Origin of the sequence: Streptomyces sp. RKAG337, from assembly GCF_023701715.1 — a bacterium.
In the GTDB taxonomy this organism is placed as follows: domain Bacteria; phylum Actinomycetota; class Actinomycetes; order Streptomycetales; family Streptomycetaceae; genus Actinacidiphila.
In genome coordinates, this window is sequence record NZ_JAJOZA010000002.1 from 198,076 (window position 1) to 214,083 (window position 16,008).

13 protein-coding genes are annotated in these 16,008 nt (G+C 71.5%); 3 read left to right on the top strand and 10 right to left on the bottom strand.

The genetic code is table 11. The features are described 5' to 3' along the window. Window positions 1-193 precede the first annotated feature (193 nt). Window positions 194-1,129 carry a hydroxymethylbilane synthase gene (gene hemC, locus LNW73_RS35635; RefSeq protein WP_250993337.1) on the top strand — a complete coding sequence of 312 codons (936 nt, stop codon included), beginning with the start codon at window positions 194-196 and terminating at the stop codon, window positions 1,127-1,129. Between the two features lie 325 nt (window positions 1,130-1,454). On the opposite strand, the gene LNW73_RS35640 is transcribed toward hemC, so the two are convergent. Continuing rightward, a complete protein-coding gene (locus tag LNW73_RS35640; RefSeq protein WP_250993338.1) occupies window positions 1,455-2,741 on the bottom strand; it encodes a hypothetical protein in 1,287 nt (428 codons plus the stop codon). Between the two features lie 335 nt (window positions 2,742-3,076). Continuing rightward, a complete protein-coding gene (locus LNW73_RS35645) occupies window positions 3,077-4,672 on the bottom strand; it encodes a hypothetical protein (RefSeq protein ID WP_250993339.1) in 1,596 nt (531 codons plus the stop codon). A gap of 369 nt (window positions 4,673-5,041) precedes the next feature. Here LNW73_RS35645 and LNW73_RS35650 point away from each other — a divergent pair, with 369 nt between their 5' ends. Then, window positions 5,042-5,899 carry an SDR family oxidoreductase gene (locus LNW73_RS35650; RefSeq protein WP_250993340.1) on the top strand — a complete coding sequence of 286 codons (858 nt, stop codon included), beginning with the start codon at window positions 5,042-5,044 and terminating at the stop codon, window positions 5,897-5,899. On the opposite strand, the gene LNW73_RS35655 is transcribed toward LNW73_RS35650, so the two are convergent. The 8 genes from LNW73_RS35655 to LNW73_RS35690 form a co-directional block, all read right to left on the bottom strand. Beyond that, window positions 5,848-6,681 carry a hypothetical protein gene (locus LNW73_RS35655; protein WP_250993341.1) on the bottom strand — a complete coding sequence of 278 codons (834 nt, stop codon included), beginning with the start codon at window positions 6,679-6,681 and terminating at the stop codon, window positions 5,848-5,850. The two genes, LNW73_RS35650 and LNW73_RS35655, sit on opposite strands and share 52 nt — an antisense overlap. Next, complete coding sequence (locus LNW73_RS35660; RefSeq protein WP_250993342.1) at window positions 6,678-7,091, bottom strand: hypothetical protein; 414 nt, start codon at window positions 7,089-7,091, stop codon at window positions 6,678-6,680. The genes LNW73_RS35655 and LNW73_RS35660 overlap by 4 nt, the downstream gene beginning before the upstream one ends. Before the next feature lie 56 nt (window positions 7,092-7,147). Next, window positions 7,148-9,871 carry a Gfo/Idh/MocA family oxidoreductase gene (locus LNW73_RS35665; protein ID WP_250993343.1) on the bottom strand — a complete coding sequence of 908 codons (2,724 nt, stop codon included), beginning with the start codon at window positions 9,869-9,871 and terminating at the stop codon, window positions 7,148-7,150. Window positions 9,872-9,911: 40 nt separating this feature from the next. Then, window positions 9,912-10,955 carry a phosphotransferase enzyme family protein gene (locus LNW73_RS35670; RefSeq protein ID WP_250993344.1) on the bottom strand — a complete coding sequence of 348 codons (1,044 nt, stop codon included), beginning with the start codon at window positions 10,953-10,955 and terminating at the stop codon, window positions 9,912-9,914. 41 nt (window positions 10,956-10,996) lie between these two features. Further along, window positions 10,997-11,806 carry an AP endonuclease gene (locus LNW73_RS35675; RefSeq protein ID WP_250993345.1) on the bottom strand — a complete coding sequence of 270 codons (810 nt, stop codon included), beginning with the start codon at window positions 11,804-11,806 and terminating at the stop codon, window positions 10,997-10,999. Next, a complete protein-coding gene (locus LNW73_RS35680) occupies window positions 11,803-12,696 on the bottom strand; it encodes a hypothetical protein (protein WP_250993346.1) in 894 nt (297 codons plus the stop codon). The genes LNW73_RS35675 and LNW73_RS35680 overlap by 4 nt, the downstream gene beginning before the upstream one ends. After that, a complete protein-coding gene (locus LNW73_RS35685) occupies window positions 12,696-13,388 on the bottom strand; it encodes a hypothetical protein (RefSeq protein ID WP_250993347.1) in 693 nt (230 codons plus the stop codon). The genes LNW73_RS35680 and LNW73_RS35685 overlap by 1 nt, the downstream gene beginning before the upstream one ends. A gap of 197 nt (window positions 13,389-13,585) precedes the next feature. Beyond that, the gene (locus tag LNW73_RS35690) at window positions 13,586-14,701 is read right to left on the bottom strand and encodes a hypothetical protein (RefSeq protein ID WP_250993348.1); all 1,116 of its coding nucleotides are present in this window, start codon (window positions 14,699-14,701) and stop codon (window positions 13,586-13,588) included. A gap of 180 nt (window positions 14,702-14,881) precedes the next feature. Here LNW73_RS35690 and LNW73_RS35695 point away from each other — a divergent pair. After that, a partial coding sequence (locus LNW73_RS35695; RefSeq protein WP_250993349.1) for a helix-turn-helix transcriptional regulator occupies window positions 14,882-16,008 on the top strand: 1,127 nt, incomplete at its 3' end.

The following is a 16,008-nucleotide window of genomic DNA, read 5'->3' on the forward strand; positions in this document are numbered from 1 at the left end:
ACGCCGGGTCCGCACCCCCGGCCACCAGCGGACCAGGGACCGGTCCGTGGCACGACTCGGTGGAGACGGCTCTGCGGACCGAGTCGACGGCTCGCCCCGCAGCGGAAGCCGCGGCGACAAAGTGTCGGAAACCGCCCCCTTGTATCGCACGTAGGATCGCCGCCAACAGCGCTTCGTACACGAGGAGTTCAAGGTGGCGGACAAGATCGTGGTGCTGGTTGGCTCACGCGCCAGCGCCCTGGCGAAAGCACAGGTACGCGAGGTCCTGACCCCCCTGCGCCGGCAGCTGCCCCACGTCGACTTCCGGCACCGCGTCATCCTGGAAGGCGGCGACCGCGACCGGCGCACGCCGACGCTGGCGGAGGTCGCCAAGTCCTCGGGCGGCAGCGCGTTCTCCTCCAGCCAGGAGGCGGCCCTGCTGGCCGGCGAGGTCGACGTGATCGTGCACTCCCTCAAGGACTTGCCGACCACGATGCCGGCCGGGCTGATGCTGCTGACCACACCGGGCCCGCGCGCCGACGTCCGCGACGCCCTGTGCGGGCACTCGCTCGACTCCCTGCCCCACGGCGCGCGGGTAGGAACCGGAGCCCCGCGCCGCGTCGCCCAGCTCCTGGCGCTGCGCCCGGACCTCATCCTGGTGCCGATCAGGGGGAACGTCGGCCCCCGGCTGGCCCGGATCAAGACCGGGACAGTGGACGCCGTGCTGCTCGCGGCCGCGGGGCTGCAACGGTTGAGCCTCGACGAGCACGTCACGCAGTACCTCGACGCGCGCATGTTCCTCCCCTCTCCTGGTCAGGGAGCCCTGGGCATCCAGGTCCGTGAAGGCAGCGAAGCCGCCCGGCTGCTGGGGCACACCGGCGACGCGGCAGCGGACGCCGCGGTGCGAGCTGAAAGATCCCTCCTCGCGGAACTGCACGGTGGCTGCTCCGTCCCGGTGGGTGCGTATGCGCGGCCGGAGCCGGGCGGGCAGCTGCATCTCTCGGGGGCCGTCACCGCCCTGGACGGCACCCGACAGGTCACCGCGAACGCCTCCGGCCCGGTGGGGGAGCCGGAAAAGCTCGGGCGCACGGTCGCGGACGCGCTACGGGCCAAAGGCGCCGAACACATCCTGGCCGCGATCCGCACCTGAGCGGCGACGGCATGAAGGAGCCCTTCGTCGACCCGGAATCGGACCACCGGTGCTGCGGCATCTGCCCGGCGCTTCGCCTTCCGCGTGCGGGGTTTGTGGTCTTCGACCGTCCGAGCAGAGACTGCCCGTTCGACGGCCAGGACGGCCACCGCTACACCGCGGACCGGATCCCAGCCTGTGTACACCCGGACAAGGTGGGCCTGGTGCCGGATCGCGTCGCCCCGCCGTACGAGCCGCAGCCGCCTGAGCCGCCCCGACCCGGTCGACGCCGATGGTGGCGGAGACGAAGGTGAGGCGGAGGCAGGCTTCGCCGCTGGTAGCGAGGTCAGCGCAGCTCTTCTGAGGCACCGATGGCGCAGTAGAACTCCGCTGCCAATGACGCGGCCTGGACGGCTTCCTCGGTGGTGTACCCGTCGGAGCCGGACTTCATAGAGCGCTCCAGCCAAAGCAGCGCCCGCGCCAGGTCGGTCATGCTCGGGGCTCCGTCGACGCCGCGAGCCCAGTCGCCGGCGGCATCCAGGAGGGTGCGGCGGCCGAAGGCGCCGAGCACCATCGGCACCATGCGAATGATGATCTGCGCCAGGTCTCCTTCGGGTGTCTTGCGCAGGTCACGAATGGTTCCGGCGCGGTTGGCGAGGGAGTCGGCGTCGGCTTGCAAGACGATCTTCAAGCGCATGAGGCCGATCTTCTCGGCTTCCGCCTCAGGGTCGTAGGCGGCCGCGATGTCCGGATGCTCCTGGAGGAAGACCTCAAGGACCTGCTCCCACTCGTCCTGGTGGTGCTGGTTGGGCAGCCCCTCCCGGCCCGGCGGCATGAATCCCGTGACCTTGGAGGCGTGCCGGATGGCTGGTGAGAGCTCGAACGCCGCCATCATCTCCTCGACGAACGCCTCGAAGCGCGGGACCTCCTCCTCACCGAAGATCCGCTCACCCGGCTCCAGCGGGCGGCCGAGCATCTCGGCGCGACCATCGGCCAGTTCCCGCAGCGTTGAGGCGTTGCGATCGCCAAGGGAGATGGCCTCGCCCTCGTCGGTCAGCACACGGATACCCGGGCGCAGTGCGAGGGCTTCACGCACCACGGCACGGCCTACCCCGTCCGCAGACGGCCGCACAGCGGCCAACCCCGCCGGACGCAGGCCTTCCGCGATGGGCTGCATGCAGGATGGGACGTCGACCAGGGAGGCAACCAGGGCCATGACGACCTCCGGGTCGTCGACGGGCGTGGCCGTGTCATGCGAGATCTGCAGGAGGGTTTCGAGCATGTCGGTGACCGCTCCCCAGAACGGCTCGGTACGCAACTGGTCCAGCCAGGTGTCGCGGACGGCGCTGAACCGGCTCTCGCTGCACGGCAGCAGCGACGGGTGCATCCCGGCGGTGAGCAGGTCCACCACGTCCCAGCCATCGCGGAACCATTCCGGCGTGTCGTTGCGGGGGTTGTTCGCGGCGACCAGAACGCTGCCCACAGCCAGGGCCTGAGCGACCGACAGCCCACCGCCACCTCGTGGCAGGCTCGCAGCGATCATCGCGAAGCGCTCCTGCTGCGAGGCGCGTGCGATATCGCGGTTGGCCGGGTTCTGTCGTGCTTCCCGGCGCCGCCGGCTCGCCTTGCCCACTTGCTGCTCTCCCTCACCACGGACTGATCGGACCGACACACCGTGAACCGGCTCGGCCTGGACGGGAAGCGGGCGCTGAGCTGGCTGCGACCCGCTGCCCGGCCCATCCTCCCAGTCCTGCGGGCTCGCCAGGACTGGAACGCGTGACGGGAGCGCCCGGCGGACCCGAGCCTCGCGCGATGCCGCGGCCGGTCTTCGCTCGGCAGGGCGTTGGATGGCTGTCTCGGTGGCCTCGTCAGCCCGTGTTCCAACCGGGGCTTGGAAGCGGCTGTCACCCGGCCAGGGCGACCCGCGGTGAGGACGACGCGGGGCCCGCCTTGGCCCAGCCCCCTCGCTTACGCCGAACTGCTGGTGCTGTCGGATGGAATGGTCACGTGCAGCACGTACCGGGTCCCATACAGGGTCGTGAGGGTGACCATGTCGTTCGCAGCCGGCCCCTTCCCGGGCTCCGCCGAGGCGAACCAGCCGCTGTCCTGCAGAGCTTGAGCAATCCGGTCGACGAGGTGCGGTCCGGCGTCCAGGTGGGGGGACGCGTCGTAGCCGTCCACTTCCGGGGCAGCTTCCAGGTCGAAGCCGTGGCGCTTGAGGTGTTCCAGGAGCAGGTGGGCGAGGGCGCGCGACGGGTCGCTGGTGTGGGCCTGGCCGTCGTCCTGAGCGAGCTGGCCGGGGAAAACGATGGCCCGGGTGAAGTAGTCGGTCAAAACGCCGAACAGGTCCGGATGGGGACGCAGACCTCCGTGGGTATCGGCGTACGCGGCATTCATGATCGAGGTGAGGAATCGGCGGCGGGCAACTTCCTCGTGCCGGGCCTCGCTGACGTCCGGCTCCTCCTCGCTCACCTCCACGATTTGGTAGAGGCCAGAAGTCCCGTACAGGCCCTCCGGCCTCTCGTTCTCCGCACGGACCGTGGCGACGGCTTCCTCGACCGACCGTGCGTAGGTGTAGTTCGTGAGCGTGGCCGCTCCCGGATGGGCGTTGTCCGTGCGCTGCGCCACGATCCGGTATCGCGCCAGCTCGGCGATCCCGGTCCTGTGTGCTCTTGCGGCTGCCGGGGCGCGCCCCACGTGCTCGAGCAGGTCCCGGCGAAGGGCTGTTGCGGCCAGTCCGACCCACTGCGCCACGTTCGCGACCCGGCTGTACTGGGCGAGAAGCACGTCCGCATGGATGGTGGGACTGTGCGGCTGACGGGACATTTCGCCTGCCAGTTCCGCGCACACTGCCAGCATGCCGACCACCAGGCCGAGTGTTGCCTCCTCGGCGGGCGGCAAGGGGGCGCCGTCCGGGTCCAAGACCACCGCTCTCCCGCGGTTGCGACCCTTCTGCGGAGCGAAGCCGCTCTCCTGGCGGTCTGCAGGCGTCTCGGCGTGAGACGGGTCGTTGGTCGCTTTGCCGTCCAGCTCGTCCTGCCACCGAAGGAAGGTCGCTGCGGCCTCTTCCTCCCGCTGGTAGGCGGCGTCGTACTTGTCGTCCCCCAGCACGGACGCTGCCTCCAACCAGCTCGTGATTGCCTCAGCGTGCTCCCACCGGCTCTCCGATGCGGGCAGCTGTCCTCGGCGGCCGTCCATCAGCGCCGGCAGCAGGGCGACGATCGCCTCCGGCGCCGCCAGGACCGGGACGGGCAGGGCCACGGCACTATCCGACGGACGCGCCTGGTATCCCCACCCCGCCGACGAGCTCCACACCAGGACCAGCCCGTCCGGCCACTCCTCGCCGGTGAGGTCCGCGGACGCGCAATTCCAGGCCCAGCGGGCCTCGGCCGCCCCGGCAGCGTCCGTACGACGCACCGCGTACTCCAGGTCGTTGTACCCGGCGCGGAACAGGGCGCTCTCTGCTGCGCGTGCATAGCTTTTCCAGGCCCTGAATTGGTCCACGACTTGCCTTCCAGCGAGTTCGACGCGGGTGTCGGATCCACCCTCGGCCAGCATGCCCACCGCCACTGACAACCTGGCAATCCGTCTCGAACGCGTCCCGAAAAGGGGCTTGTCTGTGCGAGCGGCAGAGCGGCGCCCTCACGGAGCGTGGCCTTCGCCGGCCGCAGTGGCCCCTCGGGCTCCCCTTCAGCGCCCAGCGCCTTTCGGGCAAACGAATCAGCATCGTCACCTCTCGTGCCGCCACCCCCGACGGCGCTGGCCTCGGGGATCGGCATCCGGCCGATCCCCGAGGGCGGGGCCGGCGCTGTTTGCGTCTTTGGCCAGGGAGCGCCGGACGGTAGCGCGTTTCGGGCCAGGGTTTTGCCCGGCCCGGTCATGTCTGGGAAACCCGCCTTCGAGGGGAGGATTGAACGTCTACCGTGTCGCGTCATGGACGTCTTGATCGTCGGTGGCAGCGGGTTTCTGGGCTCCGAGCTGGTCCGCCAAGCGGTAGCGGCGGGGCATACGACGGCCGCTACTTTCGCGACCAGGCCCGGAAGTATCCCGGGCGCCACGTGGTACGCCCTTGATCTGCGGGACGCCGCCCGCCTTGAAGCCGTCCTGGCCGAGGTCGCCCCGAGGCTCGTCGTCAACGCGACGAGCGGCAACTCTGATTGGGCGGTCACAGCCGAGGGCCCTGTACGACTGGCGATGGCCGCGGCGAAGTACGACTGCCGGCTGGTGCACGTATCCACGGACGCCGTGTTCTCCGGTGTCGGCCGCGTCACCTACGACGAGACCCTCCTTCCCGACCCTGTCACTCCGTACGGGGCGGCGAAGGCCGCAGCGGAGACCGGGATCCGCATCCTGGCCCCGGACGCAGTTATCGCCCGCACCTCACTGATCATCGGGGGCAGTCAGTCCGTGCACGAGCGCACTGTGCATGACCTCGCGGCGGGCCGGAAGGCCGGAGTCCTCTTCACCGATGACATCCGGTGCCCTGTCCATGTCGCCGATCTCGCCGCGGCCCTCTTGGAACTCGGGTCCTCCAACGCGCACGGTATGCACCATCTCGGCGGGGCGGATGCTGTCAGCCGTCACGGTCTCGGCGTTCTCATCGCTCAGCGCGACGGGCTCGACGCGTCACGGCTGCCAACGGGCCTTCGGGCCGAGAGCACGCTTCCCGGGCCGGTCGACGTCCGCCTCGACAGCCGCGCGACCCAACGCCAACTCGCCACCAGGTTGCGCGGCGCCCATCAGTTCCTTGCCGTGGCGGACTCAGGCGGCACCGCCGGTGACCCCGGCTGACGCTTGGGCCGGCCGACACCGTCGAGACGACCGTGTCCTGCATCGACGAGCGAGGCGGTGAGGGCGGTGAGCAGCCGGGTGTTGCCCGGGTGGTCGTGGCTCAGGTCGATCGCTTGCCGGGGCAGGCGGTTCAGGTACTCAAGGACCTCGGTGCGGGCCGTAGGTGTACCGACGCTGCTTCCTTCGGTGAACCCGAAGAGGTCGGGGTAACGCTCTTCGTCCGAGGTCACGAAGGCGTTGCTGGTGACCTTGAAACGGCGGCCGTCGACCGCGCTGGCCGGGGCCACGGGGGAGGGGGCGACGTGCGGGAGGAGAACACCGGCCGCGGTGCCGGTGGTGGCCAGGGACAGGCCGAACCAGCGGGTGAGCTGCTCGGGCCAGATGTGTGCCTTCAGTTCCCGGCCGGACGCGGACATCAGCGCACCGGGCCGCCCGGTGGTGAGGGCGTCGGTGACGCGCTGGTCCTGGGTGGGATGAGGCGGTTCGCCGGTCTGGAGGTGGGAGCGGGCGGACTCGGTGAAGGTGAGTGCGTGGAGAAGTCCGAGGCCGACGGCGGCTGCGGCGGGCCAGGGCAGGAGGTCGAGCGTGCCGTCGGTGTTGGGACGGGCGAAGCAGCAGTCGTTCGCCAGCAGCGCGGCGCCGGCGGAGGCCAGGGTGAGAGCGGTCGTGGTTTTGCCCGCTCCGGAGTCGCCCAGGGCGAGCAGGGTACGTCCGCCGGGGAACACGGCGGCGGAGGCGTGGAGCAGGACCCACCCGTCGGCGATGAGCCGGGCGCGCATCATCTCGCGGGCGAAGCGGGTGGCGGCGGTCGCCAGCCGTGTCGGCCGGCCCGGCGAGGCTGCCGTCTGCAGGGCTTGTTGGCTGCTGATCCGCAGGTGCTGCTCGGCGGGGCGTAGTGGAAGGCGAGGGGCGGGTCCGACAGGGTATGCGCGCTCACGGTCCCGTCTGGGTGGCGGGTGTAGCCGATGGGTTCGCGGGCGAAGACGGCATGCTGCGTATGCGAGCCGGCGACGGGGGCGCGGTGGTCACCGTCCATGACGGTGACCACCGGCCCGGTGACGGCGGTGCTGCCCTCCGGCGGCGAGGCCTTCCAGTACCGGCCGAAGTACCTGGTCGCCCAGTCGGTGACACCGGGGGTGTTGGAGTGGATGGTGACGACTCGCTGGCCGGCGGTCAGGGAGAGGGCGTTCATCACGGCGGGGCCTTCCGGTCGGCCCGGCAGGCGGCCGGGGGCGGGGTCGTGTGCGGCTACGCGCTGGTCCGGGACGCATCCGGGGCGGCGAAGGAGTCCGGTGCCCGCTCGCGCAGAACATCGGCGAGCCGCGCGATACGGCGCAGCGGTTCGAGGTCGGGCGCGGGTGGGGCGGCTTCGGCGAACAGGGCCGCGGCCGCGTGGCGTACAGAGGTCTCCAGCGGGGAGTCCGCGAGGACTTCGTCGTGCACGACGGCGCCGTCGCGTACCGCGGTGAGCCGGTGGTGGTTGCGCTCGAGTTGCCAGCCGCCGGGTGCGGTGACGGGTTCGAGATGCAGGGTGAAGCGGGTTCGTCCGGCGTGGACGGTGACGTGCCGGTAGCGGTCGTCGGCCGCGCGAAGTCCCTGGCGCCACGGGGGCCGGGGTGCGGGTGCGGCGTCGTCGGCCTGCCCCGGGCCGAGGATCGAGGAGGTCAGCTCCAGCCGCAGCGCGCCCGCGGCGCCGGGACGGGGGAGGTCGGCTCGTTCGGTCAGGGCGGCGACGAACAGCGCCGGGTCGTATTCCGGCTCGGTCGTAGTGGTGGCCGGGTCCAAGGCCAGATAGTGCTCCCACACCGGGGCGGGCAGGATGCCGCGGGTGACAGCGAGCATGTGCAGCCATTCGTAGCCCAGCACGCCGTAGTCGCGGTCGATGAAGCGCCCCGAAGCGCTGTCGGGGCGCCGGTCCTTGGTGAAGAGCACCGAGACCCTGTCGATGGGCGCGCCGGGTTCCAGTGCGGCGATGAGGCCGGTGAACGCCGGCAGCGTGGTGGAGTGCCGGTACTGGTCGTTGACGATCATCCGCGCGGCGGGGTGGTCGGCGAGCAGGCGGCTGAAGGCGTCGATCTCGTGCCCGCGGCAAGCCGGCTTCTCCATCAGGACGCGGGCGGCCGGGTTGTGCCGGAGGATCGCGCGGAGCACGTCCAGGTGCTCGGCGGTGGGACAGCAGACCGACCACAGGTCGATGCCCGCGGCCACCGCCGGGGGCAGTTCGCTGACCTGGTGGGGGAAGGTCCGCAGAGACGCGGGCAGGTCCTGGTGCTTGGGGTCGATGACGGCCGGGGTGGCGCCCAGGGCGGTGAGGATCTCGGTGTGCAGGCGCCCGGCGACGCCGTATCCCACGATCGCGGCCCGCGCCAGACGGCCGCGGGCAGCGGGGCGCGGGGCGGGGAAGGCGGACACGTGGCCGGTGCCGGAGCCTGGTGCGGCGTACAGGTCGTAGTACGCCTCCCACAGGCCGGCGTCTGTGATGGCGGTGTCGGCCGGGGCGGTGTGCAGTCCGGCGGGGATGCGTCCGGGGTCGGCGCACAGGGCGGTGGCGACGATGAGGGTGGCGGCGCGGTACGCGTCGTAGCCCTGGCTGGGGATGGAGTCGGCTTCGAAGAGGTTCATCGAGCGGCCGTTGCCCAGCAGGGTGAGCGACTTCTCGCCGGGCAGACCGAAGCGCATGCCCACTCCGGGGAGCTCGACGGCTCCCGCGCGGTGTACGGCGTTCTCGGTCAGGGCGGAGAAGTCGCGGGTGGCGAAGGGGGCGAGGAGTACGCCGTCGGGAAGGACACTCAGGTCGGTGTCGGTCAGCGCGATCTCGCCGGTGGTGCCGATGATGAGGAAGGGCCTGGTGGCGGCGAGAGCCTGGGCGGCGGTGCGGTAGGTGGTGAAGCCGTGCTCGGCGGCGTCGATGAGCGCCGGGAGGTCGGTGTCGACGATGTCGACGCGGCAGCCCAGATCTCGTAACTGGGCGGCCAGGCGGGAGCCGAGGGTGCCGTAGCCCAGCAGCAGTACCTGACGGCCGATGATCTTGCGGTCCGGAAGCAGGGCGCGCAGCCGTCGCAGGCAGGAGTCGGCGATCTCCCGGTAGCCCAGGCGGGACTTGACCTGGGAGCGGGCCATGTTCAGCACGGGGATCGCCAGCTGGCCGGCGGCGGCGATCCGCTTGATGCCGCTGACGGTCAGCTCCAGCGCGGCGTCCACCGTGCGGGGCGCGCCGACGGCGCCGTAGCCGCGGGCCAGCAGGCCGCCGTCGTCGACGACCAGCACCCGCCGACCGGCCGCGTGCGCGGCGTCCAGGAACGCGTCGATATCCGCGCCGACGCGGGCGAGTTCGCCCCGGTGCGCCTCCGGGTCGTTGACGGCCGTGTTGTCCAGGACGTCACTGCGATACCCGCGCGCGGTGAACGTGGCGTGGACCCGGTCCCGGTTCCACGTCTTGTCGCCCTTGTCCAGGGCGAAGATCCACTCAGGGGGGATCCCGGCCCGCTCCATCGCCAGGACGAATCCGGTGCTGTGCTCCAGGTAGTGGTCGCGGAAGAGCAGCGCCCAGTTGCCGAACGCCGGCTGCTCGGTGCTGTAGCGCTCCAGCAGCGGCATGGCGGCCCGGATGCCGTCCAGTTCGCTCCCGGTGTAGGGCAGGGCGTGCGCGGACAGAGCGTCGTGGAGCTCGGCAGCGAGCTGGCTCCCGCCGGAGTCGGGCGCGGGGTCGATCAGGATGTCCACGGCGGCCGGCGGCGGAATCTGGAAGCCCAGCGTGCGGGGCGCCTGCGGTGGCAGGCTTTTCCACCGCACCGTGACCAGTACGTGTGAGGTCACCGGGTCGGCGAGCCGGAGCGTTCCGGCTCCCTCGTCGAGCGCGCACTGCAGCTGGCGGCGCTCCGCGAGCGCGGTGGCGGCCGTGGTGATCGTCTCGGCGCTGATCGGTCCGCGCAGGACCACCCACTGGTCGGCGGCTATGGCCGTCGTGGACATCGGTTACTCCTTCATTTGTGGACCGCCCGGAGGCGGCCCGTCAGCGGTGATGTGCTGCCCGTGCAAGGGCGCTCTCGACCTCGCCGAGGCCCGCCAGCAGTCGCTGAGCCGCGGCGTGCCGCAGGAGCCAGAACTGGTCCAGGTCCTCCTGGAGGAGGCCGGGCTTGAGGTAGTGCTGCTTGACCCCGTACAAACTGGTCATCAGCTGCAGCAGCGCAACCCGGGCGCAGGCGGTGACGTCGGCGGCCGGCACGAGCGGGTTGGTCTCCAGGTAGGCGCCGACCAGGTTCACGCCCGCCGCGATCCAGCCCTCGTCGAGGACGACCGTGCGCGGGTCGAACGCGATCCGGCCCAGCTCGTAGGCGACCAGGAACGGGTCGGGGGGCAGGAAGTCCAGCACGGCGGTCAGCTCGTCGCCCTGGAACAGCAGGTTGACCGCCGAGTAGTCGCCGTGCAGAACCTGCGTCGTCAGCGGCGGAAGACCGTCCAGGAGCTCGGGGATACGGTGCAGCACCGCGCGCCGCTCGGCCAAGGTCCGCAGCGCCTGCTCGTCGAACGCGTCACGCTGGGCTCGCTCCCCGGCGATGCCCAGCAGCTTGACCGCAGTGGCCTCCAGCTTGTCGATGTCCGGGCGCAGCCACTTCTCCAGCTTCGCCGACGGGCCGGACCCGGCCGGGTGGTCGGCGAACGCGGTGTGGATACGGCCCAGCGTGGTTCCGGCTGCCCGCTGCTGGGCGGGGTTGAGACCGTCTTCGACCACCGTTCCAGGCACCCATTCCCACACCGAGACGGCGATGCCGTCCTGCCGCACGACGGTGTCGCCGTTGACCGAAGGGCGCACCGAGGCGACCGGAACCTGGTGAAGGCCGGCCAGCTGCGTCTGATCGACCGCGGCCTGTTCGGCGCCCAGGTCCGATTCGCTGCCCTGGTAGTGCTTCACGAACAGCACCTGGTCACCGTTACCCACGTGGGCGCGGTAGTTGACGGTCACCTGACCGACCGGCAGCCGCTCCAGCACGGCGCCGTGCAGGCCGTAGGCGCTGGCGAGCACCGCGGTGAGATCAGGCTGCGCTTTCGGGTCCACGACAACCCCTCCTTGTGACGTGTAGTGATCGGATGGACACCCTATGGCCTTCGCGGGGGAGCCCCGGAACGCTGCGCCCACCACCGGCGGGCCTCCCGGTGTCGGTCCAAGCACGCCTGGGCGGTGCGGGGTTGACCGGTCCACTCGACGGCGACCTCGATGCCCTGACCGCTACCGACCCGGTCCCGGGCCCGTCTCGCCACCAGTGCGCGGGCCGCCGCGTCCAGGCCGCTTCCGTCGTCGGACAGGTGCAGCACCCGGGAGAGATCGAGCACCCGCTCCAGCGCCTCGTCCCCCTCACCGACTGCTGACGGCAGGGCGGCGGCGAGCTGGGATGTGTCGGCAAGCACCCGTATCCGGGGCCAGCGTTCCAACAACGTCTCCAGGGCGTCCAGCGCGGAGGGTGCGAGCCAGCCGGGGTGGTGGAGCTCCACCAGCAGCGGTAGCCGGGAGACCGGCAGCTCGCCGGTGAGCATGGCCGCCAGCAGCGACCCCTGGGGCACGGTGCGGCCCAGCAGCCGTACCCAACCGGCGCCGATCGCGGCGGCCGCGGCTGTCAGGAGTTCCAGCTCGGCCCGGGCCCGGGCCCGCTCGGGGGCGGACAAGGCGAACAGGTCGGCCAGGTCCAGGTCGCCCGTCACCCCGGTGACCGGCACGAACGACTCCCCGCACCGACGCCAGTGCGCGAGCACCTCCGGTGACTGCCGGGCCAGGTCGAAACCGCGCGGTCCGCCCCGCAGATGTACGAACGGAACACCCTGCGCCCCAGCCCACTCCAGCAGTACCGGCACGTCCAGGCCCCGCACGCCGATGCTGTAGAGCCCGATCCCGGCCGCACCCACGCCGCTCACGCCGTCCTCCAGTCCAACAGCAGGACCGGCTCGGCCGGGCGGCCCGGCGCGTCGAGCAGGGCGAACAGTTCCGGCGCCTTGTCGCCAGGCACCGTCCGGCACCAGAACGAGGCCAGGGCCGGATCGAGATGCCCCGTGAGCCAGCGGCAGGCCGTGGTGAACGCGCCCTGGTACGCGCCCTCGGCGGCGGGCGCCAACTCGTGCATCCCCACCACGCTCCAGCCTGCCCGGTGCACCTGGAGCGCACCGAGTGCGTCGCCGTCGGCGGGAGTGCCGAGCAAGCCGAGAATGCCGCCGGGCGCGGTCAACATGGCCGCGCTCGCCGGGACGCCGGCTGCGTCGATGACCAACCGTCCCCGCCCGGCGCCCTCCGACGGTACACAGATCACGCCCGGAGCCCGGCGGATCGCGGCGTGCCGACGCGCGGTCACCACCCGGATGCTGGTGACGCCGCGGCGGGACAGCTCCAGCACGCAGCCGAGCGCGACCGGCCCTGACCCGACGACCACCACGTCGCTCAGGTCGTCGGTGGGCACCCGGTCCAGGCCCAGGCAGGCCATCTGCTGGAACCGGGCCAGCGCCACCATCCCCGGATCCATCCCCGACGGCGCGGTCACCGCCCCGGGACAAGCCGGATCGAAGGCGGCGCCATGCGGCACCGGGGCCAGCACCCAGCCCGCCGCTTCGTCGGCCCGGCCGAGCGTCATGTACCCGGCCTCGCGGTCCGCCCCCGCCAGATGCCGCCGCTCGGTGCCGGGGCTGAGCACACTGAACCGGCCCGCCACCATGCCCGCCCCCGGCACCGCCGCCGCAACCAGGCGCGCCCGCCCCTGCCCGACGCGGACCCGCGCTCCGGTGTACCGGCGCGCCGCGGACTTCTCCTCGGACATCAACGGACCTCCATCGACTGAGCTGGTGTGCTGGAGTCGGCCAGGTCCAAGACCCGGCCCGCGATCGCGTCGGGCGCTCCCCATGCCGCGTGCAACGGCAGGGCGCGGGCCAGCGCCCGCACCCGGTCCTGACGGCGGGCGGCAGCCAGGCCGTCCTCGAACTGGCGGAGCACCACCGGACTGCCGTCGAGTAACCGTTCCAGCAGATGGCCGCTCGCCCGCCACCACACCGTCGCGGCCGTGTGCGTATCCAGCACCTCGACCGCTCCCGCGCCGGCCACCGGGTCGCCGTCCACGTCCACCACGACAGCCACCGCCACCGGGCCCGCCTCCACCGGCGCGGACTCCCGCAGCCCGGGAAGGTGGCCCAGATCCACCCGGTCACCGCCCGGCGGCGGCAGCGCGAGGTCGGGGAACCAGCGCAGCGTCGGTCCGCGCCGGGCGAGGAACGCAGCCGTGCCACCCAGCACACGGGCCCGCTGGTCAGGCTCGGAAAGGTCCACCAGCGCCACGTCACCGGCAAGGACCCGCCAGCCCCGGCGCACCAGCGCCAGCGCGACGAGCGATTTGCCCGCACCGTGTCCGCCGAGCAGCACCACGACCCGGCCGTCGGCCGGAAACCGCAAGGCCACCGCGTGCAGACACAGCGTGCCGCAGGCCAAATGCAGCAGATGCAGATGGGCGTTCAGCAACCGCCGAGCATCCCCCACCGACACACCGCCCGGCAGAAGTGCCGTAGCCGGGCCGGCAGCAGGCTGCACTGCGCCGGGCGAAACACCGGGCAGGTGCGGGACTATCTCATCCCACCGGGAGCCCAGCGCCGCATCCGCCTCCACCCACAGACTCCGTCCGGCGCTCACCACCTCGTACGCGCCCCGCCCCAGCCCACTCACCGGCCACGCCCTGTCCCCGGGACGACGTCCTGAAGAGCACGCCACACCGGCGCCGACCGCAGCTGCTCCACCGCCACCCGCAAAACCGCCGCCGGAACCCCGGACATCAGTCCCTCCAACTGCCCGGCCCCGGCAACCTGATCCGCCAGCCGCGCCCCACCCATCAGACCCAGCGGATCGCTCACATACAGCAGCTGCTGCGGGACATGAGCAGCGCGGGCCACCGCCCGCTGAAGCATCCCCGCGTCCGCCCGGACGCCCTCCCCGGCGGCCGCGTCCCCGTCCACGATCACGACCGCGCCGAGCGGAACAGGAGGCGAGTACGCAATCCCGAGCGCAGCACGGTGCTGCGCCGGCGTGAAAAGGAACCGGTCGCGCCTCACGCCGGCTACAACGGTGCGCTCACGCCTCTCGCCGTCGATATCGCCGACGAGCTCGGCGGGAACCGCGACGCGGGTCGGCCACCCCACCACCGTGCGGTCCGGGCCGATCAGCACCAGGTCGTCGGCCAGGAACCGCGCACCCAGCTCCCGCACCGCCCGGTGGGCGAGCGTGGACTTCCCCCCGTGGCGCCCCGCCAGGAACACCAGCGCGACGTCGTCGACGGCGACTGCCGAGGCGTGCAGCATCCGCCAGCCCGATGCCAGCAGCCGGGACGCGAAGAACACCCGCCCCAGATAGTCCGCCCACCGCAGACCGACCACGTCCCCCGGGGCCACCACGAGCCGCGTCACCTGCTGGCGCGAGTCGACCTCCATCACCACCGGCGTCGCCCCCGGCCGGTAGCACGCCGCCACCCGCAGCACCTCGTCATCGACGCCCACGACCGCCAGGCGGCGCCCTCCGTACGGCAATTCCAGGACCAGCCGGCCGTCGAACAGGCCGCCACGATCCTCGACCTCCGGGCTGCGCTCCTCGACCTTGAGTGTCCACTGCGTCACTGCGTCCGGGGGAGCAACGGAGCAAGCAGGGACCAGCATGCCCAGTACGGATCCGAGCACCACCGGCGTCGGCGTCTCGATACGCAACCGAACACCGTTCAACTGAGCAACGCCGTGGCTGTCCACCGATTTCTCCGCGGTGCGGTCGCCAGGCGTGATGCCAAGAGTCATGGGACTTGTCCCTCCAGCCTGAACAAGTTCGCGCGGACGGTCACCGCGGGCGCGGTCGGCCCGCGGAGTCGATTACAGAGCAACAGAGCCGATTCGCAACAGTGTTCGGGTGTCATCCCCCTGTCATCCCACCCGGTGATTACGCCTCGGCGAGGTGGTCCGGGGTGCTTCCATGAACTGGTGGACGAACCCATCCGGCATCCTCTGGCCTACGCACGGTGGCTGCACGGCTGGTCACAAGCCGAACTCGCCCGGCGCGTGAAAGAGGCGGCCCGACGCCGCGACCGCCGGGCCGGTACCAGCCGCCAACGCGTCTCCTTATGGGAGAGAAGCGTCATGCCGGACGAGTTCTCGCAACTGCTTCTTTCCGACATCTTCGATGTCCCGTACGACCAGGTGACCGCGTTGGGCTGGCCGCACTGGTTGCCCGGCCACGAGACCCCCGCACCCCTCGGAGCGGGGCTGACCGTCACCGTCCTGAGAAAGGCCGCGCAGATGGCCGTCGACCGCCGCACCTTCCTGACCTACACACCGGCCGCACTGGGCGCCCTGGCACTCGAATGGGCCACGATCGACCCGGCACTGGCCGCCAGTTCCACCAGCGGACGTCCGGTGGATTCCGCCCTCGTCGACTGGCTGGAGAGCTCCGCCCGTAACCTGACCAGTCTGCCGACCGCGCACCGCCAGCACACCGGGCCGCTCCTCGACGGACACCTGACAACCGTCGTCGAGCTCCTCGAACAGGGCAGCTACGGGCATGCTGTTGGAATTCGGCTGCACTCTCTTGCCGCCTCCCTCAGCCAAACCCTTGCCTGGCACCGCTTCGACTACGAACACCACGCCGCAGCCAACCGGTACTGGCACGCCGCCGTCCACGCGGCCCACCAGGCCGGCGATAGGGACATGGGCGCCGGAGCCCTCTCGGACATCGCCTACCAGAGCATGTGGCTCGGCCATCCCCGCGCTGCCGCCGACAGCCTCGAGCACGCCCTCTCCCGCACCACCAACCCGACCGCCCGGTCCCTGCTGTTCCTGCGCAAAGCCCGAGCACACGCCATGCTCCACGAAGCCCGAGCCTGCTACCGCGACCTCGCCCAAGCCGAAAAACTCCTGGACTCGACCACCGAGACGGCACCCCAGTGGTGCTCCTGGATGGGGCACGCCGACTTGGCGGTGGATACGGGCAGGTGCCTGATCGACTTGGGGCAACCGGGCCGCGCCCACGACCAGATCAGCCAAGGACTCAGGCTGCTGCCCACGGCACGGGACAAGACCAAGGCAGTGTTCCTGGCCTACGAGGCAGATAG